Source organism: Streptomyces albus subsp. albus, assembly GCF_000725885.1.
In the GTDB taxonomy this organism is placed as follows: domain Bacteria; phylum Actinomycetota; class Actinomycetes; order Streptomycetales; family Streptomycetaceae; genus Streptomyces; species Streptomyces albus.
The window spans coordinates 80,534-104,571 of record NZ_JODR01000025.1; the positions used below are offsets into that span (position 1 = coordinate 80,534).

Here is a 24,038-nt window from a genome sequence, read left to right on the forward strand (position 1 = left end):
CGGCGTCGGCTCCGGCCCGGTGGAAGAGGGGCGAGTTCCGGTTAGCGTACGCGAGTCGTAGCGGGCGTCCACCTCTCCCCCATTCAACGAGTGGATGGCCGTGGGTGCATCTGCCCGGTACGCGCCCGGGTATGGCGGCGGATTTCCTGCGGTTTTCGCATGCCGCCTGGTCACGTACGGTTTGCGTCCCGCTGTCCGGACCGGCTCCGCGGTGGCCAATAATCGTCCGGATGACTGACCTCGCCGACCCCGGCCACCCCTCGACACGTGGGGGCGTCTCCCCGGACGTCCGCGCGAAGGCGTGGCGCCGGCCCGCCGCCGCCCTGCTGGCGTACGCGGGAGTCCGCGCGCTCGGCCTGGCCGTGCTCGCGCTGTGGAGCGCCGTCCGCGGGGCCGACGCCCACACCCTGCTGACGGCCCGCTGGGACTCGCTGTGGTACACGCGCATCGCCGAGGGCTGGTACGGCTACCAGGTGCGGCTCCCCGACGGCGGCGTCCACTCCGATCTGGCGTTCTTCCCGCTGCTGCCGGGGCTGGAGCGGGGCCTGGCCGAGGCCTCGCCGCTGTCCGCGGCCGATGCGGGGCTGCTGGTGAGCTGGATCGCCTCGCTGACCGCCGCCTGGGCGCTGTACCTGATCGGGGAGCGGCTGCACGGGCGGCGCGCCGGGATCTGCCTGGCGGTGCTGTGGGCGGCGCTGCCGGTCGGTGTGGTCCAGTCGATGGCCTACAGCGAGTCGCTGTTCACGGCGCTCGCCGCGTGGGCGCTGTGGTCGGTGCTGACCGGCCGCTGGGTGTGGGCGGGCACGCTGGCGGCACTGGCCGGGCTGACCCGGCCGGTGGGCGCCGCCGTGGTCGCCGCCGTGTGGATCGCGGCGCTGCTCACGCTGCGGCGCGAGCGGCGCGGACCGGACCGGCGGATGGCCGCGGGACTGCTGCTGGCCCCGCTGGGCTGGTGCGGGTACTTCGTCTGGGTGGGAGTCAGGACCGGGAGCGTCACCGGATACCTGGACGTCCAGGGCCAGTGGGGCAACGGCTTCGACGGGGGGCGGGCGTTCGCCGTCTTCATCTGGCAGAACCTGACCGGCACGGTCGTCGGCGGCATCGGTCTGCTCGCCGGGGTCGCCCTGGTGATCTGGCTGTACGTGCTGGCGGTGAGGCAGCGGCAGCCGCCGGCGCTGCTGGTGTACGCGGGCATCGTGGTGACACTCGCCCTGTGCGCCAAGGGCTACTTCGGCTCCAAACCGCGGCTGCTGCTCCCCGCGTTTCCGCTGCTCGTCCCGCCCGCGGCCTGGCTGGCCCGGCGCCGCACGGCACACGCGGCCGTGCTGCTGGGCACGCTGGCGGCCGGTTCCGCTGTCTACGGCGCCTGGTGGCTGAACGGCTCGGGCCCGCCGTGACGGCCATGGCCGGGCCCGCCGCCGTCGCCGAACCACGCCGGGCGGCACGGCGAAATCCGTGCGACGCAACGGTGAATGACAGGAATGGCGGAATGACGGCGAATACAGCGGACCGCCTGTGACGAAAGTCGCTCCGCGGGTTGGACGGTGCAATCAATCGGCCCGGGAATCGACCGAGATAAACAGAACCTAAGCCCGGGGCGCGCCCTTTTGCACATCACATCGGCATCACGAAGAGCCCGCCCTCGCCGAACGCGCTCTTCACGCGCGGTAATCTCGATTAGGTGCGTACCGACCGAATCTTCTCCCGGCTGGAGCAGGAGCCGCACCGTCCGTGCGGCCCGTTCCCGCGGATGAGTCGCGTCCGGCTGGGTCTGTTCAGCGTCACGGTCGCCCTCTATCTGGCGATCGTGGTCGCCGTCCTGGGCACGACATGGCTCGTCCAGCTCGACTGGCAGGTCATGCTCTTCCGCCCGTACAAGCAGTGGCCGGCCGTGCACGGCTTCCTCGACGCCTTCGTGGTGCTCGGACAGCGCGGCCCCACAGCCGTGCTGGTGGCCGCCTGGCTGGGCTGGCGCTCCTGGCGGCAGCGCACACTGCGCCCACTGCTGGCACTGGGGTTCGCCCTGTTGACGCTCAACGCGTCGGTCGGCGCAGTCAAGATCGGCCTGGGCCGCCTGGGACCGCACTACGCGACCGAGATCGGCTCGGCCGAACTGTGGTCCGGCGGCGATATATTCCCCTCGGGCCACACCGCCAACGCGGTCGTGACCTGGGGCATCCTCGCCTATCTGGCCACCACCCCCCGGGCCCGCAGATGGCTCTCGGTCATCGGTGCCGTCTTCGCGCTCGGTGTGGGCGCCACGACGGTCTACCTCGGTACGCACTGGGTGAGCGACGTCCTGCTGGGCTGGGCCGCCGGGCTGCTGATCCTGCTGGGGCTGCCCTGGGGGGAGCCCGCCATCGCCCGGGTGGAGGCCTTCCTCCTCGCGCTGCGTGACCGCTTCATGACGGCGGGCGCACCCGTCTCCTCCAGCTCGCCCTCCCCCGCCGGGCAGCCCGTCTCCACCCGCAAGTTGGTGGGCTCCCGGGTGCCGGCCCAGGAACCGGGCAACGGTGCCCGTACCGCGCTGCCGCGTACGGCGGACGAGGCGCACGCCCCCGCCTCCCGCTACTGACCCGGCCCTTCTCCCTCGCCCTCCCCGGGCGTCCGGCACAACGGTGGCACGTCCGGTCCGCCGTCACCCCGCACGCGGGGCGTACGCCCCCGTACCGTGCGCGTACGCGTAACTCCCCCGCGCACGGGTCAGCCCGGCCAGCAGCGCACCACCTGACCGTCCCGCACCGCCTGGTTGAGCCGCCCCACGACGTACTCCATGGTGATGATCGCGTCCGGCTCCAGTTGACGGACGGTGGTCCAGCCGCGCTCCCGGGCACGCCGTTCGGCCTCCTGCGCGGCCAGCCCCACATAGGACTCCGGGTCGTCGTCGGGCAGTTGCTGCTTCGCGGATTCGGGTGCCATGCGGCCACCGTATGCGCACGGTGCGGGCAGCCGGAAGTAGCGCCTCCACCGCGGGGTCGTCACGCTTGTGTCACAACGCTCGGTACACGGAGCCCCGTTGCCGGTGTCACCCGTACGTGCCCTCCCGGCACCGTGAATTCGACGGATTCCGTATTCCGTACGGGCCACCGGAATGCCCGGCCGAAAAGGAAGCGGCATGAATTCACGAACAGTAAGGGAAGGCGACCCGCGGACTGTCGGAAGAGGTGACCGAAGGGTCATCGCACACACTCCGAAGGGCCCTCGCGTGCGCTCTCACAGGGCGGGGTTCGGCCCCAGCGCGCGGTCCAGCCGGTCGCGCAGGCCAGCGACATGGTCGCGCAGCGCGGCGGGTTCCCGCACCTCGAAGTCGTGCCCCAGCATCAGCACGTGGACGAGCACCGCCTGGAGGGAGTGACCGCCGGTGCGCAGCAGACAGCTGTGCCCGTCCACCGGCTCCAGGGTGCCAGCCGACATCGAGATGCTCTCCGCCGCCCGCTCCATGGGAACGCGCAGCAGCACGGTGACCTGCTCGGGGTAGACCCGGGTGGACACGCCCTGGGACACCCACGCCGCCAGGTCCTCGGCGGGGGGCGTGCGCGGTGTGAACCGCGGCCCGTGCGGCGGCGTGAGGACGATCCGGTCGACGCGGAAGGTGCGCCAGTCGTCCCGTCCCAGATCCCAGCCGACCAGGTACCAGCGGTGGTGTGTGGTCACCAGCCGGTGCGGTTCGACGGTGCGCCCCGAGGAGCTTCCCTGGTGCGTCTCGTACCGGAAGCGGAGCTGTTGGTTATCACGGCAGGCGTGCGCCAGTTCGGTCAGTACCTCCGGGCCGACGGCGGTCTCCCGGCGCGGCCCGACCATGGGCACGGTGGCCTCGGTCAGCGCGCCCACACGGTGCCGCAGCCGGTGCGGAAGCACCTGTTCGAGTTTGGCCAGGGCGCGGGCCGAGGAGTCGCCGATGCCCGCTATGGCACCGCCGGCCGCACCGCGCAGCCCCACCGCCACGGCGACGGCCTCCTCGTCGTCCAGCAGCAGCGGCGGCAGCCGGGCGCCGGCCCCCAGCTGGTAGCCGCCCGCCGTGCCGCTGGTGGAGTGGACGGGGTAGCCCAGCTCGCGGAGCCGTTCCATGTCACGGCGCACGGTGCGCGGGCTGACGCCGAGCCGCTCGGCGAGGTCGCGCCCGGACCAGTCGCGGTGTGTCTGCAGCAGTGAGAGCAGCCGTAGCAGGCGTGCCGAGGTCTCCAGCATGCGCAGAGTCTGGCACCGCTCGCGGTCAGGGGCTGTCCGCGGACGGCGGGGGACACGGCGCCCGGTGCGGACCGGGCGCCGCCGTCACGGGGTGACGCGGTCGACCCGTACGGCCAGGTCGTTGTTGAGGGTGTAGTACGGCTTCGCCACGAGCCCGGTCTCCTCCTCCGTCGCGGCCTCGGGCGGTGCCACCGGGTGCGCGGGGTAGGTGAAGATCCGTTTCTTGTCCGGTACGTCGTCCAGGATGCGGGCGACGCGTACCCCCTCCGCGTCGGCGGCGGGACGCAGCCACAGGTCCCACAGCCGGTGCCCGGCCAGCGGACCGTACGGCAGCGTGGCGGTGAACTCCCGCTGGTCGGCGCCCTGGCCGGTCACCGGCGTCTGGACGGGCTTGTGCTCGCCGCGCCGCGGCCGGGCCTCCAGCACGGCACTCGCCGCCAGTTCGGCGCCGTAGAGCCGTCCGGTCAGCCGCAGTCCGCCGTCGTGGACGTGGAGGGAGTCCGCCTCGGCGTGCGGCCAGCGCATCCAGGAGCGGACGCTCAGGTTGCCGTTCTTGGTGGCGTAGGGGATGCGCACGCCCAGCCAGGTGCGGCTCTCCTGCGGCACACGGTCGACCAGGGAGCGCAGGTCGTTGACGCCGGGCGCCAGTCTTCGCGGCTGCGCCCCGGGCAGGACGAGGAAGACGTTCCAGCGCCCCTCGCTCAGCGGCACGGTGCTGGGCAGGGCCGCGCGCAGCGTGCCGGGGGCGGCGCCCTGCACGGGGGACAGCGGGAGCCTCACCTCCTCGGTCTCGCCGGAGGGGCTGGGACGGCGGCGCAGCAGCAGCCCGGCGTCCTCGCCGTGCGCGTCCGCGGCCGGCACGGTCACGTCGAAGGTCAGGCCCCCGGCGCTGTCGGCGGTGCAGTCGGCGACCGGGCCGGAGCGGGGCGTCGCCGTCCGCCCGGAGGGCGGGTGGTGCGGCTCCCCCGCGGCGGTGGGGAGCGGCGCGGGCGCGTCGTGCTGCCCGGCGCCCGGTTCGGTGCGGGTGGTGGTGCTGCCGCTCATGCTGTGCGTCCTCCTTGGAACGCCCCCGGCCCCGTGCCGGTGAGCGCGTCCTTGACTGCGTAGGCCCCGCTCAGCAGCGAGGCGCGGGTGCGGTGCAGCCCGCGGCTGCCTTTGCTGACGAGCTCACGCATCATCGACTCGTACCTGGCCCCTATCCGGGCCGGGTCGAAGCGTGCGGAGTCGGCGAGTGCCGCCCGGCCCATGCGGCGGCGCATGCCGTCGTCGTTGATGAGGCCGAGCAGGGCCGCGGCGACGGCGTCCTCGTCGCCGCTGGGGACGAGCTGCCCGTCCACGCCCGGGCGGATGATCTCGCCCGGGCCGTGCGGACAGTCGGTGGCCACGACGGGAAGGCCGCAGCGCATGGCTTCCACGATGGTCATGCCGAACGACTCCAGGCTGGAGGTGACGGCCGCTATGGACCCTTTGGCCCACTCCGGTTCGATGGGGTGGATGGGTCCCATGAGGAAGACGTTGTTGTAGAGGCCCAGCTCGTCGATGAGGGAGCGCAGCGCACCCCGCTCCCGGCCGCCTCCGTAGATGCGCAGCCGCCAGTCGGGCCGCTCGGCCACCACTTTGGCGAAGGCCCGTATCAGCAGGTCGTAGCGTTTGGCGGGGGCGAGCCGGCCGGCGGCGACGACCCATTTGCTGGTGCAGTCGGCAGGGGTGACGCAGGGTTCCGGCACGCTGTTGGGCACGGCCTCGACCCGGACACCGGGGAGACGGAGCCTGCGGCGGTAGTCGGCGGCGTCGGCCTCGGTGACGGTGGTCAGTGCGTCGAGCCGGGGGTAGACGCTGCGCAGTACCAGTTTCAGGCGGCGGGAATGGGTCGCGAGGGTGAGGTGCTCCTGGCCCAGCCGCACGGGGCCGCGGCGGGTCTGGCGGGCGATGTGTGCGTTGAGGCCGGGCCGGGTGCCGATGACGACGTCGGCTTCGGTGCCGGCCAGGTGTTCCCCGATGAGGCGGTCGGTCAGGGCGCTGTACATCGGGTACTTGCCGTCGGCCTCGGGGAAGATCCGGGCCGGGAGCGCGTGTTCGGGGCCGAGCCGGGCCGGGTCCCGTCCCCCGCGGACGTCCACCAGGGGGCGGAGCGCCACGCCGGGCCCCGGGTCGAAGACGGGGCGGTCGCGGGTCCGGAAGACCGAGACGACTTCGACATCGTGCTGCTCGGCCAGACAGCGGGCCAGATTGTAGGTGGTACGGACGGTTCCCCCGATGGCGTACCCGTTGTGAAGCAGAAATGAAATGTGCATTTCACCCGAGTCCCAGGCAACTTCGCGGTCAGTCCCCCTCTGTCCGCCTGTCACCGAGGTAGACCGTTAAGTACCGACGAAGGTTGGGCGCACTGAGCAAATTGTTTCAAAAGAGTTCTGAATGGTTTCACTCCTGTGACGTTCCACACGGAACCTCCCAGCCCTTCCTCATGCCCCTCCCCCGCGCACCCGCCCTGGAACCCTCCACCCCCGGCCGCCCGTCACCGCCGCACAGGCCCGGCCGCCCGTTCCCGCCGCACACACGGCGGCGGCCCCGCCCGGCACCAAGGCCGGACGGGGCCGCACTTCCTGTGGGATGGGCTTCCCTGTGAGGAGCGGTTCTCAGACGTGGAGCCTCTGGCCGACCACGATGAGGTTCGGGTCGGATCCGATGACGTCCCTGTTGTCGGCGTAGACGTCCTTCCAGCCCTTGCCGTGCGCCGCGGCGATCTCGCCGAGGGTGTCACCGGCCTTGACCGTGTAGTTGCCGGAACCACCGCGCCCCGCGCCACGGTTGGGGTGCGTGACGGGCCGCTCCGGCGTCTGCTGCGAGCCGGCCTGCGGCTGCTGCTGCGGTTGCTGCCGTGGCTGGTTTTGATAGGGCTGCTGTGTGTTCTGGTTCCGGCTCGGTGCCGTGCTCTGCGGGGGCGTCCCGGAGGCACCCGCCTTTGCCGAGCAGTTGGGCCAGGCACCCCAGCCCTGCGCGCGCTGCACCTTGCCGGCGACAGCGATCTGCTGCGCCTTGCTGGCCTGGTCGGCGGTGGGCGCATACGCCCCGCCGCCGTACGCCTTCCAGGTGCCGGCGGAGAACTGGAGCCCGCCGTAGTAGCCGTTCCCTGTGTTCGTCTGCCAGTTCCCCCCGCTCTCGCACTGGGCGATGCGGTCCCACACTCCGTCGTTCGACGCCGCCGAGGCCGTCGGAGCGGTGGCGGCGAGCAGCGCGAGCGGGGCGGCGATACCGGCACCCGTGAGCACCGCTGCTGTACGACGCTTGAACAAATCAAACCCTCTCCACGATCCCGGGTTCCCCCTCTTCCCCCGTGCGGACGAGTGGCGCGGCGCGTTGGGCGCCGGCACTCGGCTCCGCCCGTCCCGGGCGGTGCGCGTTGCACCGTCGTGAAATGTATGGGCGGCTCGCCCGATTTAAAACCGGATCCTCTTCTCAGCAGGTCAGCACACGGTTACCCGCTATAACAGCGATTTTCAGACACCCCATAAACCGGTACACACCGGACAGTAGTTGACAGTCATGCGGCGCCACTGTGAGTCACTTCACGAGTCGAACTCAGGTGCAGGTCCCATCTGTTGACGGTGCGTGAAGCCCCGCCCCTCGTACGTCACCGGATCCGGGCCGCCGGAGGACACCCGCGCCCGCCCGCGCGTGACCGTGACCACAGATCGTCCGTTGTCCAGGCGAACAGGAACCGAAAGCCAGGAGCTCCCGTGTCCCCCATGCTCGATGTCAGCGACGCCGTACGCGCCGAGATCGGCGAAGCCGAAGCCGAGAGGCTGCTCGCCGGCGAGAACACCCCAGGAGAGTACGACTGCACCTCGTGCCGCTCCCGGGGCAACACCAGTACGGAGCGCACCAGCACGGTGCTCTTCGTCGGCGAGGAGACGGCCGTCCTCGCCTTCGCCCACGCCGCCTGCATCCCCTCGCAGGTCGTGACCGTCTCCGAGGACCAGTTGCAGGGCGCCGTACGCACCCTCACCGAGGCCGACCAGCAGGCGGAGACCGCCGAGGCCCGGTCGTCCGCCGCCCAGGCCGCCCCGACCGTCGGGACGGCGCCCGAGCCGGGCCCCCGGCAGGCCGTGCTCGGCGTGACCTGCGGCCAGGTCCTCATCGAGGACACCCTGCACCCGGCGATCGTCGTGGAGCCCACCTCCCCCATCGCCCGCCCGGGCACCAACGGGCCGGGCGACGACTTCCTCCCCCTGCTGATCGAGCACGGCTTCCACCCCGTCACGGACGTCGCACAGCTGCCCCCACCGGTGACGGGCTGGTCGGTGCTGCTGGCGATGGGGCAGCTGCACGCCGTGCTCCAGCCGCCCGCCTCCCCCGGCACCCAGCCCGTCGCCTGGTGGCAGGCGCACCAGCCGCTCGCCGTCACCGAGGGCTGGCGCACCGCCGCGGCACGCAACCACACCGTGGTCGTCTACGCGGCCCCCGTGGGCTCCATCGGCCAGCAGCCCCGCGAGGACCTGCTGCGGGAGGCCCTGGAGAAGGCCGCGGCGGACGGGGTGCTGGTCGCCGGCACGATGCCGCTGGCGGGCACATGAGCCGCGGCACGCCGGCCGCGGGGGGCCGCGGCGTGAGCGGCGAGTGGCAGCAGAACGGGCGATCAGGTCATTCCCGGACCGCGCCCGCATCCGGCACGCCGCACGGTCGTTGGGCAGACGTGCAGCATTACGAGCCACTCCGAGCCCATCCCGCCCCCCACGGCCACGGACGTCTCCCCGCGGCAGCGGCCCCCGCGGTCCCCCGCATGCGGTCGCCGCGCAGCACGTTCGCGGACGGGGCGACACCCATCTACGACTCGCTGTACGCGGAGTACCGCAGACTCTTCCGGGCGCTGCCCGGCGACCGTACGGGCGAGGAAGAACTGCGGTTCGACTTCGGTACACCGTCCGGCGCGGGAACCGGCACCTGGAGCCGGCAGGACGCGCCGGTCACCCCCTGGCGCGCCCCCGCCTGGCACGTACCGGCGCTGCCGCCGGCCCCGCGCTACGGCCACCACCACTGAACCGGCCGGGCGGTTGTCCGCCCGGCCGGCACCGGCGCACGCGGGCGCGCGCCCCACCGGCCGTACGCCGCAGCGAGCGGGCGTACGGCCGGTTCTCACTTCTTCTTCCGGCCGCGCTTCTCCCGCACCCGCACCGAGATCTGCACCGGCGTCCCCTCGAAACCGAACTCCTCGCGCAGCCGGCGCTCGATGAACCGCCGGTAGCCCGCCTCCAGGAAGCCCGAGGCGAACAGCACGAACCGCGGCGGCTTGGTACCCGCCTGGGTGCCGAAGAGGACCCGCGGCTGCTTGCCGCCCCGGACCGGGTGCGGATGCGAGGCCACCAGCTCACCGAGGAAGGCGTTCAGCCTGCCCGTCGGCACCCGCGTCTCCCAGCCCGCCAGCGCCGTCTCGATCGCGGGCACCAGCTTCTCCACGTGCCGGCCCGTACGCGCCGAGACGTTCACCCGCGGCGCCCACCGCACCTGGACGAGCTCCTGCTCGATCTCCCGCTCCAGGTAGAAGCGGCGCTCCTCGTCCAGGGTGTCCCACTTGTTGTAGGCGAGGACGACGGCGCGGCCCGACTCGACGGCCATGGTGATGATGCGCAGGTCCTGGGTGCTGATCGACTCGCTCACATCGATCAGTACGACCGCCACCTCCGCCTTCTCCAGCGCGGCGGCCGTGCGCAGCGAGGCGTAGTAGTCGGCGCCCTCCGTCATGTGCACGCGCCGGCGGATACCGGCCGTGTCCACGAACTTCCAGGTCTTGCCGCCCAGCTCGATCAGCTCGTCCACCGGGTCACGCGTGGTGCCCGCCAGCTCGTTGACGACCACCCGCTCCTCGCCCGCCACCTTGTTCAGCAGCGACGACTTGCCGACGTTCGGCCGGCCGATGAGGGCCACCCGGCGCGGACCGCCCAGCACCACGTCGCCGAACGTCTCACGGGGCGCCTGCGGCAGCACCTTGAGGACCTCGTCCAGCATGTCGCCGGTACCGCGCCCGTGCAGCGCCGAGACCGGGTACGGCTCGCCCAGGCCCAGCGACCACAGGTAGGCGGCGTCCGCCTCGCCGGAGGGGCCGTCCACCTTGTTGGCGCACAGCACCACCGGCTTGCCCGCCCGGCGCAGCAGCTTGACCACGGCCTCGTCCGTGTCGGTGGCGCCCACCATGGCGTCCACCACGAAGACCACCGCGTCGGCCGCCTCGACGGCGAACTCCGCCTGCGCGGCCACGGACGCGTCGATGCCGAGCACGTCCTGCTCCCAGCCGCCGGTGTCCACCACCTTGAAGCGGCGGCCCGCCCACTCGGCCTCGTAGGTGACCCGGTCCCTGGTCACCCCGGGGCGGTCCTCCACGACCGCCTCCCGACGGCCGATGATCCGGTTCACCAGGGTCGACTTGCCGACATTCGGCCGGCCGACCACCGCCAGGACCGGCAGCGGACCGTGCCCGGCCTCACCGAGCGCGCCCTCCACCTCTTCCCGGTCGAAGCCCTCCTCGGCAGCGAGCTCCATGAACTCGGCGAACTCGGCGTCACCCAACTCACCGTGGCCGTGCTCGATGCCGTCGTCGGCGGGGTGCATCTGGTCGTTCATGACGTCTCGTCCTCGTCGTTCAGCGGTTCCGTGAAGGGGCTGTCAATGGTGCGGGAAGACCGGCGGGGGAAGTGGCGGTACGGTCAGCGGCCGGTGAACCGCCTCGCGTCGTCAAGATGACCGGTCAGCCGCTGCTGGAGCTCCAGCGTCGCCTCGTCCAGCGCCTTCCGCGTCCGGCGCCCCGAGCCGTCGCCCACGGTGAACGGATCGCCGAAGACCACATCCACCCGGCTGCGCAGAGGCGGAAGCGCCCGTATCAGCCGGCCGGAACGCTCGGCGCTGCCGAGCACCGCGACCGGGACCACGGCGGCACCCGAACGCAGCGCGAAATAGGACAGCCCGGACCGGAGCGAGGCGAAATCGCCCCCGCCGCGGGTGCCCTCCGGGAAGATCCCCAGCACCCCGCCGCGCTCCAGCACCGCCAGCGCCTGCATGACCGCGCCGCGGTCGGCCGCATCGCGGTCCACCCGCAGCTGCCCGATCCCCCGCAGGAACGGATCCAGCGGCCCGACGAACGCCTCCTTCTTGATCAGGAAGTGCACCGGGCGGGGCGCCGTCCCCATCAGCATGGGGCCGTCGATGTTGTGCGCGTGGTTGACCGCCAGGATGACCGGGCCCGCCGCCGGCACCCGCCAGGCGCCCAGCACCCGGGGCCGCCACAGCGAATACATCAGCCCCACGCCCAGCGCCCGCCCGACGGCGGCACCCCGCTCCCCGGGCGCCTGAAGCGAACCGTCCGTCACCTGGCCGCCTTCTCCACCGACGGCTGTGCCTTGGCCGCCGCCGCCTTCTCTACCAGGGTGACGACGCACTCGATGACCTGCTCCAGGGTCAGGTCCGTGGTGTCCACCTCGACGGCGTCGTCGGCCTTCTTCAGCGGGGACGTCTTACGGCTGGAGTCGGCCTTGTCACGGGCGGCCAGCGCCTGCTGGGTGGCCGCCAGGTCGGTGACGGGCTTGCCGTCCGCCGTCTTCATCTCCCCGCTGCGGCGGGCGGCCCGCGCCTCGGGGGAAGCCGTCAGGAAGACCTTCAGGTCCGCGTGCGGCAGCACCGTCGTACCGATGTCGCGGCCCTCCACCACGATGCCGTCGGCGGCCTCGGCCGCGATGGACCGCTGGAGCTCGGTGATCCGCGTACGGACCTGGGGCACCGCGCTGACCGCGCTGACGGCGGCCGTCACCTCCTGGGTGCGGATCGGGCCCGAGGCGTCCACGCCGTCCGCAGAGATGGCCGGGTCGCGCGGGTCGGTGCCGGAGGTGATCACCGGCTTGTCCGCCGCCGCGGCGATCGCCTCCGGGTCGGAGACGTCGACGCCGTTGTTCAGCATCCACCAGGTGATCGCCCGGTACTGCGCACCGGTGTCCAGGTAGCTCAGCCCCAGCTGGGCCGCGACGGCCTTGGAGGTGCTCGACTTGCCCGTGCCGGAGGGGCCGTCGATGGCGACAATCACTGCTGCAGGGGTCGCAGACACGGTGGTGGGCACCTTTCGTGGTCGTGGGGCTCTCTCGGCGCGCGACGGCGCGGGGCGGGGCAGGGGCCCCGCACAAGGCTACCGGCTGTGGCGGACGGCCCTCGCCGCACGTCCGGGGCCCCGGACGGCACCCCCTCCCCGGCTGCTCCGCCACCCGCCCCAGCGGGCTGTGGCGCCCCGCTTCGGCCTGCGGTCCCGGGGTGGTTCGCGGCCTCGGCGGCGCCTTCCGGCCGGCGGCCTTGCGGCCCCGGCGGCGGGCCTACCGGCGCAGTGCCCAGCCGCGCTCGCGCAGTTCCTGCTCCAGGACCGGGACCGCGCCCGGCTCCACCATCAGCTGCATGTAACCCGCCTGCTGGCCGGTCGCGTGCTCGATCCGGACGTCCTCGATGTTGACCCCCACCGAACCCGCGTCCGCGAAGATCCGGGCCAGCTGCCCCGGACGGTCGCTGATGAGCACGGTGACCGTCTCGTACCGCGTCGGCGCCTGACCGTGCTTGCCGGGCACCCGCGCCCGCCCCGCGTTGCCGCGGCGCAGCAGTTCCTCGACGCCCCTCGCCCCCGAGGCCCGCCGCGCCTCGTCCTGCGAGTCCAGCGCCCGCAGCGCCCCCACGGCCGCCTCCAGATCGGTGGCCACCGCCGCCAGGATGTCGGCCACCGGCCCGGGGTTGGCCGACAGGATGTCCACCCACATCCCCGGGTCGGACCCCGCGATCCGCGTCACGTCCCGGATGCCCTGGCCGCACAGCCGCACATCCGTCTCCGCCGCCTCCTCCAGCCGGGCCGCCACCAGACTGGAGAGCAGCTGCGGGGTGTGCGACACCAGCGCCACGGCACGGTCGTGCGCCTCCGCGTCCATCACCACCGGCACGGCCCCGCACAGCGCGATCAGCTCCAGCGCGAGGTTGAGCACCTCCGTGTCCGTGCCCTGCGTGGGGGTCAGCACCCACGGCCGGCCCTCGAACAGATCCGCCGTGGCCGCCAGCGGACCCGACCGCTCACGGCCCGACATCGGGTGACTGCCCAGGTAGGTGGTCAGATCGGCGCCCAGCTCGGCCAGCTCCCGGCGCGGCCCGCCCTTGACGCTGCCCACATCGATGACACCGCGCGCCAGACCGCGCCGCTGCACGTCCGAGACCGCCTCCGCGATGTGCGCGGGCGGTACCGCCACTATGGCCAGATCCACCGCGGAGCCAGGCTCCGGCTCGCCCTCCGTGCCCGCGCCCAGCGCGGCTGCCGTACGGGCCCGCTCCGGGTCACGGTCGCTGAGATACACCTGGACCCCGCGCGCCGCCAGGGCGAGCGCCGCCGAAGTACCGATGAGTCCCGTCCCGAGCACGAGGGCTGTGCGCATTACTGAGCGATGTCCTTGCGAAGTGCGGCGGCTGCGCCGAGGTACACGTGCTGGACGGCGGACCTGGGCAGCTCGGTCTCTGTGTGAGCCAGGATACGGACCACCCGGGGCATCGCGCCCGCCACATCCAGTTCCTGCGCGCAGATGAGCGGCACGTCCACGATGCCCAGCCTGCGGGCCGCCGCAGCGGGGAAGTCGCAGTGCAGATCCGGTGTCGCCGTGAACCAGATGCTGATCAGGTCGTCCGCCGTCAGGCTGTTGCGCTCCAGCACGGCGGTGAGCAGCTCACCGACCCGCTCGTGCATGTGCTCCGCGTCGTCCCGCTCCAACTGGACGGCGCCCCGCACCGCACGCACCGCTCGACCCGCCACCTGTTGCTCCTTCCCGCACGCCGGTTACCTGGCCGGGAAAGCGTAGGTACTGCGCACGGGCGGATGTCCGGGCCGACCGCCCAGTGAGACGGTACAAGTGAAGCATGATCTTCCACGTGGTCCCGCTGGACGACTGGCTGCTGGCCCCGGACCGTCCCTACTCCCCCCGGGTACTGGCCGAGGACGGCTTCATCCCCTGCCTCGCCGACGAGGAGCGGGTGCTGGCCGTCGCCGACGCGCGCTTCCGGGAGACGGTGGGGCCCGTCATGGCCCTCATGATCGACGAGCGGCGGCTGGACGCGCGGGTGCGGTGGGAGCCGGAGCCGCGGATTCTGGGGAGGGTCAACCGGTCCGCGGTGGCCGGCATGCTGGAGGTCCGGCGCGACGAGGAGGGCCGTGCCCTCTCCCTCGCGCTGTGGTCCTGACCCGGGCTCCCGCCCCCGGCCCCCCGTGAGCGGGGCCCCACCCCGGCGGCCGGGCCCCTGATGAGGTCCTACAGCCCGACCTCGTTCATGAGCATGCCCACCTCCGTATTGGTCATCCGGCGCAGCCAGCCGGACTTCTGGTCCCCCAGGGCGATGGGCCCGAACCGGGTCCGCACCAGCTTCTCCACGGGGAACCCGGCCTCGGCCAGCATCCGCCGCACGATGTGCTTGCGCCCCTCGTGGAGCGAGACCTCGACGAGGTAGTTGTTGCCGGTGTTCTCGACCACCCGGAAGTGGTCGGCCCGCGCGTACCCGTCGTCCAGCCGCACCCCGTCCTTGAGCCGCTTGCCGAGGTCCCGCGGCAGCGGGCCCTGGATCGCGGCGAGGTACGTCTTGCGCACCCCGTAGCGGGGGTGGGTGAGCCGGTGGGCGAGCTCACCGTGGTTGGTGAGCAGGATCAGCCCCTCGGTCTCGGTGTCGAGACGGCCGACGTGGAAGAGCCGGGTCTCCCGGTTCTGGACGTAGTCGCCCAGGCACTGCCGGCCCTCGGGATCCTCCATGGACGCCACGACCCCGGCGGGCTTGTTGAGGGCGAAGAACACGTACGACTGGGTCGCGATGGTCAGCCCGTCGACCTTGATCTCGTCCTTGTCGGGGTCCACCCGCAGCCCCTGCTCGCGGACGATTTTGCCGTTGACCTCCACCCGTGCCTGGTCGACCAGTTCCTCGCAGGCCCGCCGGGAGCCCATCCCGGCGCGGGCGAGCACCTTCTGGAGGCGTTCGCCCTCCTGCTCCCCGAAGGTCTTGGGCAGCTTGACCGCGGGCTTGCTGTGCCGGGCGCGGTTGCGCTCCTCGATCTGGGCCTCGTACTCGCGGGGCCGCGCGGGCGCCGAGGGCTTGCGGGCGCGTGCCTTGGGGGCGCCGCTCTTGGTCACGTTCTTGCGGGGTCCGCCGGACGATGCTCCGGCCTTGCCGCCGCCTTGGGTGTAGCGGCGTTCCTCGGGGCGCAGCTGCCCGGAGCCGCCGCGGGAGGGCTGCTGCCCGCCCCGCCGGCCGCCGCTCCGCTTGCCGCCTCGGTTACCGCCGGTGTTCCTGCCGCTGCTTCGCATCAATGTTCCGTCTGGGAGTGTGGGGAAGGGTCGTCTACCTCGAACGACGGCATCCCTTCTGGGCTCTCCCCCTCCACGGCCTCCGCTTCCGGGAGGAAGGGCGCCAGTTCCGGAAGCTCGTCCAGGCCGCGCAGGCCCATCCGCTCCAGAAAGTAATGCGTCGTCCTGTACAGGATCGCACCTGTCTCGGGTTCCGTGCCCGCCTCCTCCACCAGACCGCGCTGGAGGAGGGTCCGCATCACGCCGTCGCAGTTCACGCCGCGTACGGCGGAGACCCGGGAGCGGCTGACCGGCTGCCGGTAGGCGACGACGGCGAGGGTTTCGAGGGCCGCCTGGGTCAGCCGGGACTGCTGGCCGTCCAGGACGAAACGTTCGACGGCGTCCGCGTAGTCACCGCGGGTGTAGAAGCGCCAACCGCCTGCGACGAGCCGCAGTTCGAAGCCGCGCCCCTGGGCGGTGTACTCGTCGGCGAGTTCCCGCAGCGCGTCGGAGACCTCGCGGGGCCGGCGCTCCAGCACCTTGGCGAGGTGTTCGGCGGTGGCGGGCTCGTCGACCACCATGAGGACGGCTTCGAGGGCCGGTTTCAGGTCGAGTTCCGCGACGGCGGAGGCGCCCGCCGGCGGACCGGCCGCCGGGTCCTGCACCAGATCGTCCGTCTCGCCTGCGGCCTCCTGCACCTCGTAGGTCTCGGCGGCCGGGGCTGTGTCACTCATCCTTGCGCTCTCCTGGCTCCTGGTCGAACTCGTCGGTCACCCGCGGCTGGGCGTCGTCGGTCCCGCTCCAGCGCACGAGCAGGACGCCCAGCGCCTCCTCCTGTTCGAGGGCGACGGCACGTTCGCGGTAGAGCTCCAGCACCGCGAGGAAGCGGGCGACGACGGTGAGGGTGTCATCGGCGTCCTCGGTCAGCTCCTGGAAGGTCGCCTCGCCCCTCTCCCGCAGCCGGGCGACGACGACCTCGGCCTGTTCGCGGACGCTGACCAGCGGCGCGTGGATGTGCTCGACGTACACCTGCGGTTTCGGTTTGGGCCGCATGGCTTTGACGGCGAGCCTGGCGAAGCCCTCGGGGCCGACGCTCAGTGCCACCTCGGGCAGCAGCTCGGCGTGGTGCGGCTCCAGACCGACCGTACGCGGGAACCGCCGGGCCTCCACGTCGAGGCGGTCGGCGAAGATCTGGGCGATCTGCTTGTAGGCGCGGTACTGGAGCAGCCGCGCGAAGAGCAGGTCGCGGGCTTCCAGAAGGGCGAGGTCGGCCTCGTCCTCCACCTCGGCCTGGGGCAGCAGGCGTGCGGCCTTCAGGTCGAGGAGGGTGGCGGCGACGACGAGGAACTCGGTGGTCTGGTCGAGGTCCCAGTCGGGGCCCATGGCACGGATGTGCGCCATGAACTCGTCGGTGACCTTGGAGAGGGCGACTTCGGTGACGTCCAGCTTGTGTTTGGAGATGAGCTGGAGGAGCAGGTCGAAGGGGCCTTCGAAGTTGTCGAGGACCACCCGGAACCGGCCGTCGTCGGGCTCGGGTTCGGGGTCGCCCTCTGCATGGGGCCCGGGCTCCTGCTCCGTGTGGGGCTCGACCTCGGTCCCGGGCTCGGCCTCGGTGCCGGGCTCGGCCTCGGTGCCGGATTCGGGCTCGGTGCCGGATTCGGGCTCGCCCTCCGTGTCGGGATCGGCCCCGGCGCGGGGCCCGAAGTCGGTAGGAGGCACGGCCTCGGTGCGGGGCTCGGGGACGGCCTCAGCGCGGGGTTCGGCCTCGGGGCCGGATCCGGCCTCGTTTTCGGGCTCGCCCTCCGTGTCGGGATCGGCCCCGGTTCCAGGCTCGGGGCCGGCCTCGGTGCGAGGCTCGGGGACGGCCTCAGCGCGGGGTTCGGCCTCGGGGCCGGATCCGGCCTCGTTTTCGGGCTCGCCCTCCGTGTCGGGATCGCCCCCGGTTCCAGGCTCGGGGCCGGCCTCGGTGCGGGGTTCGGCCTCGGTGCGGGGCCCGGCTCCGGTTTCGGTCGCGTCCGTCTCCGCCCCGGGCTCCGGTTCGGCCGTGCCCTCCGCCTCCGGGTGCGTGTCGGGTGCGACGGCCCCGGGTTCGGAAGCCGGCTGCCGGGGGGCCGTCTGGTCCGGGGCCGCCGGTCGCGGTGCGGGGGCGGGTGCCGGTTCGGTCACCGCTCCGGGGCCCCGCCCCAGCGGGCGGCGGCCCCGGTTGCGGAGTGTGTCGTCGGACGGCGGAGTCGGCATCGCAGGCAGCGTACTGGCAAGCAGGTCAGCGCCCGCGCAACCGCCGTACGAGAATGCTCGCGTCTCCTCGGGACTCCAGATCGGCCAGCACCACGGCGACGGCCTCGCGCACGATCCGGCCGCGGTCGACGGCCAGTCCGTGTTCGCCGCGCAGGACGAGCCGCGCGTGTTCGAGGTCCATCAGCTCTTCGGCCGAGACGTACACGGTGATCTTCTCGTCGTGGCGCTCGCGTCCACTGGGGCGGCGGGCGGCCCGGCCGCGCCGCGGGGCGGCACCGCTCCCCGCGGCGGGAGAGCCGGTGGCCTGCCGGGACTTGGCCGCGCCGGTGCGGCGGGTGGAGCGTTCCGCCGGTGCGGGACCCGCCTGTTGGGGCGGGGACGCGGGGCGCTGCTCGTCCGTCCTGGCCGTGCCGCGTCCGCGCCGGCCCGCGTGTTCGGCTGCGCTGCCGCCGGTCTCGCCCTGCGGGTCACCGGTGGCGGCGTGCTCGGCGCCGGCGGACTGGGGGGCGGGCTCGGAGGCGGGTGCGGGCACCTTGGCACCGCCGGAGGGCGCGGGAGGCGGCGTCGCGCCGTCCGGGTCCGGCGCCGCCTCGCCGTTGAGCCGGCCGTTCTGCTGGGGGTCCTGCTGGGGTGCCGAGGGCTGGACGGCGGCACCACCGGTCGTACGGAACAATTCGTCGGCTGCCGGGAGACTCACTCGGCGTGGCACCGGGCGAGCACCTCCCTGGCGAGCTGGCGATAGGCGGCGGCACCGACGGAGTTGGAGGCGTACGTCGTGATCGGCTCACCGGCGACGGTGGTCTCCGGGAAGCGGACGGTGCGTCCGATGACCGTGTGGTACACGTTGTCGTCGAACGCCTCCACGACGCGGGCGAGCACCTCGCGGCTGTGCACGGTCCGCGAGTCGTACATCGTGGCCAGGATGCCGTCGAGTTGGAGTTCGGGGTTGAGCCGCTCCTGCACCTTCTCGATCGTCTCGGTCAGCAGGGCGACGCCGCGCAGTGCGAAGAACTCGCACTCCAGCGGGACGATCACCTTGTGCGCCGCGGTGAGCGCGTTGACCGTGAGCAGGCCGAGCGAGGGCTGGCAGTCGATCACGATGAAGTCGTAGTCGCTCAGCAGCGGGGCGAGTGCGCGCTGGAGCGTGGACTCGCGGGCGACCTCGCTGACGAGCTGCACCTCGGCCGCCGACAGGTCGATGTTGCTGGGCAGCAGGTCCATGCCGGCGACCGCGGTCTTGAGCAGCACCTCGTCGGGGGCCAGGCCGCGTTCCATCAGCAGGTTGTAGACCGTCAGGTCGAGTTCCATCGGGTTGACGCCGAGGCCGACCGAGAGGGCGCCCTGCGGGTCGAAGTCGACGAGCAGCACCCGCCGTCCGTACTCCGCGAGGGCCGCGCCCAGGTTGATGGTCGAGGTCGTCTTGCCGACCCCGCCCTTCTGGTTGCACATCGCGATGATCTTGGCCGGTCCGTGCTCGTTGACGGGGCCGGGGATCGGGAAGTACGGCAGCGGCCGGCCGGTGGGGCCGATGCGCTCGCGGCGCTGGCGTGCCGCGTCGGGCGCGAGCGTCGCCGCGTACTCCGGATCGGGTTCGTACTCCGCGTCCGGGTCGTAGAAGTGCCCCTCGGGCAGTTCGCCGTAGTTGGGGTCGTAGTGGGGGTCACTGTAGTCGGCGAAACGCTCGGCGGACTGACCGTTCGTAGCGTCGCCGGCCGTGGCGTTCACGTGTTGGCCGTCCGTGCTCTGGTTGGCTGTCATGGTGTGCGTCGGGTTCTGGTGGGCCGCGAAGGTGCGGACAGCGACGGAGCCGACACCCTCGGGCCCTGTGGGACCGAAGGACCCCTGGCCGCGTTCAGGCGCTCCTGGTTGACCACCCCCGGGAGAAAATGTCGACTCGTTCACAAGTCGTCGTACCTCCTCAGGTGACCAGGAAATTTCTCGACTAGTCAGCGTGACACCATGCCGACGGTTGGCGACTCTATGGCGTGTCGGCGGTCCGCAGCAACACAATCCGCCGTAGACGGCACGATGTGTCGGTATGCGACCGCCGTCGTGTCAAGAGGCTCCCGGGTGACGTCCGGGCGGTTTCACCGGGGGGCAAAACGGTCGGACGGTGATGTTCTCGGCGAGTCGGATGACTGTATGCGGACATGACGACGTCACCGCCCGGACCCTCCCCCCGGGGTCCGGACGGTGACGTGATGTTGCTGACGTTGACCCCGGGGGTTGACCGGGCGCGGACTCTGTCCGAATCCCGCACCCTGCCGCCCCGGCGGCCCGCGCGGCGGGCGCTCAGCCCAGCAGCGCCGCCGTGTCACGCACCGGCAGGCCGTGGGCCTCGCCGACGGAGCCGTACGTCAGTTCGCCCTCGTGGGTGTTGAGACCCTTGGCGAGCGCCGGGTCGCGGCGCAGGGCCTCGCGCCAGCCGCGGTTGGCGACCTCGACGATGTAGGGCAGGGTCGCGTTGGTCAGCGCGTGCGTGGAGGTGTTCGGCACGGCGCCGGGCATGTTGGCGACGCAGTAGAAGACCGAGTCGTGGACCGGGAAGGTCGGCTCGGCGTGCGTGGTCGGGCGCGAGTCCTCGAAGCAGCCGCCCTGGTCGATCGCGATGTCGACAAGGACACTTCCGGGCTTCATCCGGGACACCAGGTCGTTGCTGACCAGCTTCGGCGCCTTCGCGCCCGGGATCAGCACGGCACCGACCACCAGGTCGGCCTCCAGCACGGCCCGCTCCAGCTCGAAGGCGTTGGAGCTGATGGTGCGCACCCGGTTGCCGAAGATCTTGTCGGCCTCGCGGAGCTTGTTGATGTCCTTGTCGAGCAGGGTGACGTGGAAGCCGAGGCCCACGGCGATCTGGGTGGCGTTCCAGCCGGAGACGCCGCCGCCGATGACGACCGCGCGGCCGGGGTTGACCCCGGGCACACCGCCGGGCAGCACACCGCGACCGCCCGCGGAGGCCATCAGGTGGTAGGCGCCGACCTGCGGGGCGATCCGGCCCGCGACCTCCGACATGGGGGCCAGCAGCGGCAGCGTGCGGTTGGGCAGCTCGACCGTCTCGTAGGCGATGGCGGTGGTGCCGGCCTTCAGCAGGGCGTCGGTGCACTCGCGGGACGCGGCCAGGTGCAGATAGGTGAAGAGGGTCTGGTCCTTGCGGAGGCGGTGGTACTCCTCGGCGACCGGCTCCTTGACCTTGAGCACGAGGTCGGCGGTGGCCCACACCTCGTCCGCCGTCTCCAGGATCGTCGCTCCGGCGGCGGTGTACTCCCCGTCCGGGATGGACGAGCCCGCGCCGGCGTCCTTCTCGACGAAGACCTGGTGGCCGTTCCGCGCCAGCTCCATCACCCCGGCGGGGGTGATGGCGACACGGAACTCGTTGTTCTTGACCTCGCGGGGGATACCGACCTTCACGTCGATCACGGTCCTTCACTCGGGGTGCAGAAGGCTGGGGAAGACGCCGGGTCGCACATGCTCGAAAACACCGGCGGGACCGCGGCTCAACCAGTCTAATTAAGGACGCTTACCTGTCCAGCCTTACAAACAGTCGATCTATTCCGAGAATGCTATACGTTTCGCAGGTTGCGAGGCTCAGGGGCCTCCTGAGGCGGCCGAGGCCCCTCAGCGGTCCCGCTCACGCTCTGCCGCGTACCCGCGAGACACCCGTCCCCGTCCCGCACCGCCCGGTTCCGCGGAGTGACCGCGCGGTCCTCGCGGGTCACCGTCCCCCTTCCGGCCCGCCCCGCGCGGCAGGGGCAGCCCCGGGCCGGTGTCCGGCTCGCGCCCGCCCAGCAGCCGGCGGGCCGCCGCCCGGTGCCGGCGGGCGGCGCGCAGCTCGCCGACCCGCTCGGCGGCCTCGGCCGTCCGCAGCTCCAGCGCCGCCGCCAGCCCCTCCTCCCCGGCCCGGTACGCCACCGCCAGCGCCTGCTTGAAGGTGCGCAGCGCCTCCTGCGGCCGTTCCGCGTGCTGCTGGACGCGCGCCACCTCCGCCAGCGCACGGGCGTGGTCCGCCGGGTCGTGCAGCCTGCGGAAGGCCGCCGCGGCGGCCCGCCAGGCACGCAGTGCCTCCTCCCAGCTCCCCGCGCAGGCGTGGACCGTACCGATCCGGCCGTGCAGCCGGGCTGCGGCCTCCTGGTCCGCCCGCCGGTCCTGGGCCAGCCGCGCCTCCAGCGCCCTGCCGTACCAGTCCGCCGCCCGCTCCCACTCCTCCAGCTCGGCGTAGCAGGCGCCCAGCGACTCCATGGCGCGGCCCGCCGCCTGCTCGTCGCCGCCCTCCCGTGCGGCGTCCAGCGCCGTGCGGTAGCGCACCAGAGCCTGCTCGAAGCGGTCGTTGCGGGCGTCCAGGTCGCCCAGGTTCAGCAGCGCCGCGGCCCGCTCCCGGGGCATACGGCCCCGCTCGGCCACCCGCAGCACCAGTTCGTGCAGGCGGTACAGCTCCGGCGCCGCCTCCTCGGGCTCCCGGTGCGCGTCGAAAGCGCGGGCCAGGGCCGAGACCAGGCGCCGGGCCAGCGTGTCGAGCGCGCCCTGCGACTCGGTCACCGCCGTACGCGTGGCCGCCAGCAGCGCCGGCCGCCGCGTCTCCAGCCAGGCGCGGGCCCCTGCGGGGTGGGTGAAGCGCAGCCCGTGCGGCAGCTCCGCCATCCGGTCGCGGGCCGGTGACCCCGCGGGCTCGCACACGGCCCGGCAGGCCTGGAGCTGGCGGACCAGCCGCTCCAGCATCCTGGCGCGGGCCAGCAGCGTGTCGGCCGGGCGTTCCCGTGCGGCCAACTCGGCGCGCAGCAGCGGATCGAGGCAGCCCGGCACCTGGTAGCGGTCACCGCCGAGGGCGCGCAGCAGTCCGAGCCGTACGAAGCGGTCCAGGGCCGCGTGTGCGGTGCTCACCGAGCAGCCGCCCAGCGCGGAGGCGATCTGCGGGTCCACGAAGCCGGCGGGCGCGAGGGCGAGCAGCCGCAGCAGCCGGGCTGGCGCGGTCGCCAGCGAGTCGTGCACGAGGCGGAAGGTGTGCACCAGCGGGGCGGGTGGGCGGGTACGGGCGCGGGGCGGGGCCGCCGGACCGTCCTCACCGTCCCGGTCCACCCACGGGCTGCTGTGGCCCGCGAGGCTCCCGTGGTCCGCGCGGCTTGTGTGGCCTGTGTGGCCTGCATGGCCAGTGTGGCCAGTGCGGCGCTCGAAGTCCCTGTGATCCCCGTGGGCTGCGCGGTCCACTCGGTCCCCGCGAGCTGTGCGGCCCCCGACGCGGTCCGTGCTGTCGCCGTCGTCCGGGTCCTCCAGGCCGTCGTCCTCGTCCTCGTCCGGGTCCTCGGGCACCCCAGCGTGCCCCCCGGCGGCCCCGGACGTCCGGTACGCCCCTGAGGGCCCGTGCCCGGCTCCCGGACGGGGCCGTCCGCTCGGGCCCTCGTCCTCCGCCGGATCCTCCCCTTCCGCCTCCGCCGGCGGCTCCTGCTCCCCGGACCCCGCGGCCTCGGCGACCGCGTCGAGCGCCCTCGTGGCGTCCAGCACCGACAGCTTCGGGTGGGCGCCGAACCAGCCGCCCATCAGCGTGAGCGCAGCCGGCAGGTCGCCGCACCGTTCGGCCAGCACCTCGGCGCCGCGCGGGTCCACCGTGATCCGGGGCGCCGATCCGGCGTACCGGGCCAGCATCGCCACCGCGGAGGCCCGGTCCAGCCCGCCGAGGGTGCACGGCCGCACGTCGGGCACTCCGGTCAGCGGCCCGGCGGAGACGGCGACGACGAGACAGTCACGGCTCTCCGGCGCCAGGTCCAGCACCTGGTCGGCGTGGGCCACGTCGTCGAGCAGCAGGACGAGCCGGCCGCGCCGGGCCAGCGCGTCGCGCAGCGCGGCGGTGACGGTGTCGTCGTCGGCGCCCGGTGGCGGGACGGAGACGGCGGTGCCGAGGCGGGCGAGGGCGGCCAGCAGATCCCGGGCGGCCCGTTCACCGGGCACGGGGGTGCCGCCGGACTCGGTGAGGCGGGCCCGCAGGACGCCCCCGGGATAGCGGTCGGCGATCCGGCGGACGAACTCCTCGGCCAGCGCGGTGCGTCCGGAGCCGGGCGCCCCGGCGATCAGCAGGACCCGGCAGTGCGGGAGGGGCTGACCGGCGAGGGTGTGGAGCCCGACGCTGACGATGTCGTCGCACAGTGCGCCCAGTTCGCGTTCGCGACCCGTGAAGGGGTGGGGGCTCGGCCCCGCGGTCGTGGGCTCCACCGCCTGATGTGTCACGGGCTACGCTCCCGTTCGCTGTTCATCTGGTGTGCGCGGATGAAGGCGAGCGTAGTTCACCGCGCGACGGGAGCCGGG

Annotated in this window: 22 protein-coding genes; 5 read left to right on the forward strand and 17 right to left on the reverse strand. The window is 72.9% G+C overall.

Annotated elements, in window-relative coordinates; all coding sequences use genetic code 11:
• Window positions 1-230: 230 nt before the first annotated feature.
• Together IO40_RS0126260 and IO40_RS0126265 are read left to right on the forward strand one after the other, a co-directional pair.
• Window positions 231-1,397: a glycosyltransferase family 39 protein gene (locus IO40_RS0126260; protein WP_016468044.1), complete on the forward strand. Its 1,167-nt coding sequence runs from the start codon at window positions 231-233 to the stop codon at window positions 1,395-1,397.
• Window positions 1,398-1,681: 284 nt separating this feature from the next.
• Complete coding sequence (locus IO40_RS0126265) at window positions 1,682-2,575, forward strand: phosphatase PAP2 family protein (RefSeq protein ID WP_078565642.1); 894 nt, start codon at window positions 1,682-1,684, stop codon at window positions 2,573-2,575.
• A gap of 128 nt (window positions 2,576-2,703) precedes the next feature.
• Here IO40_RS0126265 and IO40_RS0126270 read toward each other — a convergent pair whose 3' ends face one another.
• The 5 genes from IO40_RS0126270 to IO40_RS0126290 form a co-directional block, all read right to left on the reverse strand.
• Window positions 2,704-2,919: a hypothetical protein gene (locus IO40_RS0126270; RefSeq protein ID WP_016468046.1), complete on the reverse strand. Its 216-nt coding sequence runs from the start codon at window positions 2,917-2,919 to the stop codon at window positions 2,704-2,706.
• A gap of 294 nt (window positions 2,920-3,213) precedes the next feature.
• Window positions 3,214-4,188, reverse strand: a complete 975-nt coding sequence (locus IO40_RS0126275; protein WP_016468047.1) for a helix-turn-helix transcriptional regulator — start codon at window positions 4,186-4,188, stop codon at window positions 3,214-3,216.
• A gap of 84 nt (window positions 4,189-4,272) precedes the next feature.
• Window positions 4,273-5,232: a hypothetical protein gene (locus IO40_RS0126280; protein ID WP_016468048.1), complete on the reverse strand. Its 960-nt coding sequence runs from the start codon at window positions 5,230-5,232 to the stop codon at window positions 4,273-4,275.
• On the reverse strand, window positions 5,229-6,482 hold the full coding sequence (locus IO40_RS0126285) for a glycosyltransferase family 4 protein (RefSeq protein WP_016468049.1): 1,254 nt from the start codon (window positions 6,480-6,482) through the stop codon (window positions 5,229-5,231). The genes IO40_RS0126280 and IO40_RS0126285 overlap by 4 nt, the downstream gene beginning before the upstream one ends.
• 342 nt (window positions 6,483-6,824) lie before the next feature.
• On the reverse strand, window positions 6,825-7,481 hold the full coding sequence (locus tag IO40_RS0126290; protein WP_030408879.1) for a LysM peptidoglycan-binding domain-containing protein: 657 nt from the start codon (window positions 7,479-7,481) through the stop codon (window positions 6,825-6,827).
• 453 nt (window positions 7,482-7,934) lie between these two features.
• Between IO40_RS0126290 and IO40_RS0126295 the strand changes: the two genes are divergently transcribed.
• Together IO40_RS0126295 and IO40_RS0126300 are read left to right on the forward strand one after the other, a co-directional pair.
• Complete coding sequence (locus IO40_RS0126295; RefSeq protein WP_031027906.1) at window positions 7,935-8,762, forward strand: hypothetical protein; 828 nt, start codon at window positions 7,935-7,937, stop codon at window positions 8,760-8,762.
• 206 nt (window positions 8,763-8,968) lie between these two features.
• Window positions 8,969-9,226: a hypothetical protein gene (locus tag IO40_RS0126300; RefSeq protein WP_031176256.1), complete on the forward strand. Its 258-nt coding sequence runs from the start codon at window positions 8,969-8,971 to the stop codon at window positions 9,224-9,226.
• 95 nt (window positions 9,227-9,321) lie between these two features.
• On the opposite strand, the gene der is transcribed toward IO40_RS0126300, so the two are convergent.
• The 5 genes from der to aroH all read right to left on the reverse strand — a co-directional run bounded on the left by der (window position 9,322) and on the right by aroH (window position 13,996).
• Complete coding sequence (gene der / locus IO40_RS0126305; RefSeq protein ID WP_016468053.1) at window positions 9,322-10,803, reverse strand: ribosome biogenesis GTPase Der; 1,482 nt, start codon at window positions 10,801-10,803, stop codon at window positions 9,322-9,324.
• A gap of 83 nt (window positions 10,804-10,886) precedes the next feature.
• Window positions 10,887-11,474: a lysophospholipid acyltransferase family protein gene (locus tag IO40_RS0126310; protein ID WP_374117517.1), complete on the reverse strand. Its 588-nt coding sequence runs from the start codon at window positions 11,472-11,474 to the stop codon at window positions 10,887-10,889.
• A gap of 68 nt (window positions 11,475-11,542) precedes the next feature.
• Complete coding sequence (gene cmk / locus IO40_RS0126315; RefSeq protein WP_031176257.1) at window positions 11,543-12,274, reverse strand: (d)CMP kinase; 732 nt, start codon at window positions 12,272-12,274, stop codon at window positions 11,543-11,545.
• A 259-nt stretch (window positions 12,275-12,533) separates the two neighbouring features.
• Complete coding sequence (locus IO40_RS0126320; RefSeq protein WP_016468056.1) at window positions 12,534-13,625, reverse strand: prephenate dehydrogenase; 1,092 nt, start codon at window positions 13,623-13,625, stop codon at window positions 12,534-12,536.
• The gene (gene aroH, locus IO40_RS0126325) at window positions 13,625-13,996 is read right to left on the reverse strand and encodes a chorismate mutase (protein WP_016468057.1); all 372 of its coding nucleotides are present in this window, start codon (window positions 13,994-13,996) and stop codon (window positions 13,625-13,627) included. Before aroH ends, IO40_RS0126320 begins: the two co-directional genes overlap by 1 nt.
• Before the next feature lie 104 nt (window positions 13,997-14,100).
• Between aroH and IO40_RS0126330 the strand changes: the two genes are divergently transcribed.
• Window positions 14,101-14,421 (forward strand): DUF952 domain-containing protein, encoded by a 321-nt coding sequence (locus tag IO40_RS0126330; RefSeq protein WP_016468058.1) that lies wholly within the window; start codon window positions 14,101-14,103, stop codon window positions 14,419-14,421.
• A 68-nt stretch (window positions 14,422-14,489) separates the two neighbouring features.
• Here IO40_RS0126330 and IO40_RS0126335 read toward each other — a convergent pair whose 3' ends face one another.
• The 7 genes from IO40_RS0126335 to IO40_RS0126365 all read right to left on the reverse strand — a co-directional run bounded on the left by IO40_RS0126335 (window position 14,490) and on the right by IO40_RS0126365 (window position 23,960).
• The gene (locus IO40_RS0126335) at window positions 14,490-15,530 is read right to left on the reverse strand and encodes a pseudouridine synthase (protein WP_016468059.1); all 1,041 of its coding nucleotides are present in this window, start codon (window positions 15,528-15,530) and stop codon (window positions 14,490-14,492) included.
• The gene (gene scpB / locus IO40_RS0126340; protein WP_016468060.1) at window positions 15,530-16,243 is read right to left on the reverse strand and encodes an SMC-Scp complex subunit ScpB; all 714 of its coding nucleotides are present in this window, start codon (window positions 16,241-16,243) and stop codon (window positions 15,530-15,532) included. The genes IO40_RS0126335 and scpB overlap by 1 nt, the downstream gene beginning before the upstream one ends.
• Window positions 16,236-17,747, reverse strand: coding sequence for a segregation/condensation protein A (locus tag IO40_RS38310; RefSeq protein WP_051719297.1), 1,512 nt, complete (start codon window positions 17,745-17,747; stop codon window positions 16,236-16,238). Before IO40_RS38310 ends, scpB begins: the two co-directional genes overlap by 8 nt.
• 25 nt (window positions 17,748-17,772) lie before the next feature.
• Window positions 17,773-18,444, reverse strand: a complete 672-nt coding sequence (locus IO40_RS0126350) for a hypothetical protein (protein ID WP_031176259.1) — start codon at window positions 18,442-18,444, stop codon at window positions 17,773-17,775.
• Window positions 18,441-19,505: a ParA family protein gene (locus IO40_RS0126355; RefSeq protein ID WP_016468063.1), complete on the reverse strand. Its 1,065-nt coding sequence runs from the start codon at window positions 19,503-19,505 to the stop codon at window positions 18,441-18,443. The genes IO40_RS0126350 and IO40_RS0126355 overlap by 4 nt, the downstream gene beginning before the upstream one ends.
• A gap of 534 nt (window positions 19,506-20,039) precedes the next feature.
• On the reverse strand, window positions 20,040-21,155 hold the full coding sequence (gene ald / locus IO40_RS0126360; RefSeq protein ID WP_033229538.1) for an alanine dehydrogenase: 1,116 nt from the start codon (window positions 21,153-21,155) through the stop codon (window positions 20,040-20,042).
• A 207-nt stretch (window positions 21,156-21,362) separates the two neighbouring features.
• Window positions 21,363-23,960 carry a tetratricopeptide repeat protein gene (locus IO40_RS0126365; RefSeq protein WP_016468065.1) on the reverse strand — a complete coding sequence of 866 codons (2,598 nt, stop codon included), beginning with the start codon at window positions 23,958-23,960 and terminating at the stop codon, window positions 21,363-21,365.
• Between the last annotated feature and the right edge of the window lie 78 nt (window positions 23,961-24,038).

Coding starts and splice junctions, on each gene's coding strand:
- IO40_RS0126295 (WP_031027906.1), top strand. CDS start 7,935: ATGCTCGATGTCAGCGACGCCGTACGCGCCGAGATCGGCGAAGCCGAA.
- der (WP_016468053.1), bottom strand. CDS start 10,803: ATGAACGACCAGATGCACCCCGCCGACGACGGCATCGAGCACGGCCAC.
- IO40_RS0126320 (WP_016468056.1), bottom strand. CDS start 13,625: ATGCGCACAGCCCTCGTGCTCGGGACGGGACTCATCGGTACTTCGGCG.
- IO40_RS0126355 (WP_016468063.1), bottom strand. CDS start 19,505: ATGACAGCCAACCAGAGCACGGACGGCCAACACGTGAACGCCACGGCC.
- IO40_RS0126310 (WP_374117517.1), bottom strand. CDS start 11,474: ATGTATTCGCTGTGGCGGCCCCGGGTGCTGGGCGCCTGGCGGGTGCCG.
- IO40_RS38310 (WP_051719297.1), bottom strand. CDS start 17,747: ATGCCGACTCCGCCGTCCGACGACACACTCCGCAACCGGGGCCGCCGC.
- IO40_RS0126280 (WP_016468048.1), bottom strand. CDS start 5,232: ATGAGCGGCAGCACCACCACCCGCACCGAACCGGGCGCCGGGCAGCAC.
- scpB (WP_016468060.1), bottom strand. CDS start 16,243: ATGAGTGACACAGCCCCGGCCGCCGAGACCTACGAGGTGCAGGAGGCC.
- IO40_RS0126260 (WP_016468044.1), top strand. CDS start 231: ATGACTGACCTCGCCGACCCCGGCCACCCCTCGACACGTGGGGGCGTC.
- IO40_RS0126275 (WP_016468047.1), bottom strand. CDS start 4,188: ATGCTGGAGACCTCGGCACGCCTGCTACGGCTGCTCTCACTGCTGCAG.
- IO40_RS0126300 (WP_031176256.1), top strand. CDS start 8,969: ATGCGGTCGCCGCGCAGCACGTTCGCGGACGGGGCGACACCCATCTAC.
- IO40_RS0126285 (WP_016468049.1), bottom strand. CDS start 6,482: ATGCACATTTCATTTCTGCTTCACAACGGGTACGCCATCGGGGGAACC.
- IO40_RS0126335 (WP_016468059.1), bottom strand. CDS start 15,530: ATGCGAAGCAGCGGCAGGAACACCGGCGGTAACCGAGGCGGCAAGCGG.
- IO40_RS0126270 (WP_016468046.1), bottom strand. CDS start 2,919: ATGGCACCCGAATCCGCGAAGCAGCAACTGCCCGACGACGACCCGGAG.
- IO40_RS0126330 (WP_016468058.1), top strand. CDS start 14,101: ATGATCTTCCACGTGGTCCCGCTGGACGACTGGCTGCTGGCCCCGGAC.